The 1,446-nt window shown below is 39.3% G+C and carries 2 protein-coding genes; both read left to right on the top strand.

All coding sequences use genetic code 11. The annotated features are described in order from the left end of the window. Nucleotides 1-183: 183 nt before the first annotated feature. Nucleotides 184-567 carry a hypothetical protein gene (locus PY364_RS22265; protein ID WP_275526370.1) on the top strand — a complete coding sequence of 128 codons (384 nt, stop codon included), beginning with the start codon at nucleotides 184-186 and terminating at the stop codon, nucleotides 565-567. A 372-nt stretch (nucleotides 568-939) separates the two neighbouring features. After that, nucleotides 940-1,404, top strand: coding sequence for a hypothetical protein (locus PY364_RS22260; protein ID WP_275526368.1), 465 nt, complete (start codon nucleotides 940-942; stop codon nucleotides 1,402-1,404). Nucleotides 1,405-1,446 lie beyond the last annotated feature (42 nt).

Below are 1,446 nucleotides of genomic sequence, written 5' to 3'. Positions count from 1 at the left end.
AAGGGTGGTGGGTAAGTTTTATTGTTATGTAAGGCGATCGCAAACAGCCAGAAACCCTTGTAGACTTTGCTTATTACAATATTATATGCTTTTTGTCAATAGCTAGGAGTTGCAGCCACAGGTTTTGCGGTGGGCGGAGGGTGATTTTCAGTTAAGCTAGTAGAAACCAAGAAGTAAGCAGCAATGGGAATTATCTACACTACCTTAAAAATTAGAAATCCTTTGACTAACAGCGAGATCGTCGAACTGGAAGCGAAAGTAGATACAGGAGCAACGTTATTAGTTTTGCCTGAATCAACTGCTTTACACTTTAATTTCCCGAAAATTAGGAAGCAGATAGTTAAGTATGCTAACGAGGAGACTGCTGAAAGAGATATTGTTTGGGGAGTAGAGGTGGAAGTTTGCCAGAGAAAAGGAGTATTTGAGGCAATCGTCCAACCTGGGAAAAAGTATGCTTTACTAGGTGCTATTGTCATGGAGACCCTGGATTTGATTGTCGATCCCAGAGAGTTGCAAATATATCCAAATCCTCGCTCTCCTAGTTTACCTATGGCGGAGATAGGGTAGAGCGTTGAATTTGTCAATGCTATTTCCGAGAGGCTTTTAGCCAGTTCCATTGTCAAACAATCCTGTATTCGCCGATAAAGGTTGTATAAAATAGTATAGACTATTCTGGGAACACTTGAAATCGGTATTCGTCTGATATTCAGCACTCTATTTAGTGCCTTAGCGGCATCAACTAGGATATAGCAGTTTTCAATCTGGGTGGATGTACAAAAACTTGCTTTAGACAAGACAAAATAAGTACGCGAACATAATTAAACGTAAAATGCCAATTTCTCTAAAGCTCCCTAGCAATAATCTTTTTTCTTAGCCTTCGTCTTCTACCTATCCCTAAGCATCCTGAGTTAGATTCTTGCAAACCAATCACATTTTACTATGGCAGAAACACTTGGCTCTCTCTGCGACAAATTGACAATTATTAAATTGAAACAGTGGCATTCCGAAGATGAAAGTAGACTCCAAAGCCTTGCTGTTCAAGAAAAGCAACTTCAGGAAGAAATTAACGAATTTATTAGCAGTGCTGTCTCTGGAGAAATTCCAAGCGAACGCCTAACTTTTGCCTCAAATAAAGTTTATAAAAAAGAAGGCAATTATGTACCTGATGTACTGGGTAGCATCGGTGAAATCTTCTCACAGCTTGCCCATGTTAACTGTAACTTGTGGCACGAACAAGAAAAAGTATATGAGTTTGAAAAAGTGGAAGCTTCAGAAAAAGATAAAGTTGTCAAACAACTTGCAATATTGAACTTAGAACGGAATAAGTGCATAGATGGAATAGACAAAAATCTACAATCACTCGTAGAAAAACTCAGCTATCATCAACAATCAGGAATTACGTAAAACCATCCGTAACGCCGCCATCTTGGCGGTCAACTCACCGCC

This window comes from Kamptonema sp. UHCC 0994, assembly GCF_029167235.1.
In the GTDB taxonomy this organism is placed as follows: Bacteria; Cyanobacteriota; Cyanobacteriia; order Cyanobacteriales; family Microcoleaceae; genus Kamptonema.
The sequence above is the reverse complement of the archived record's forward strand: the minus strand, read 5'-3'. Positions and strand labels throughout refer to the sequence as shown.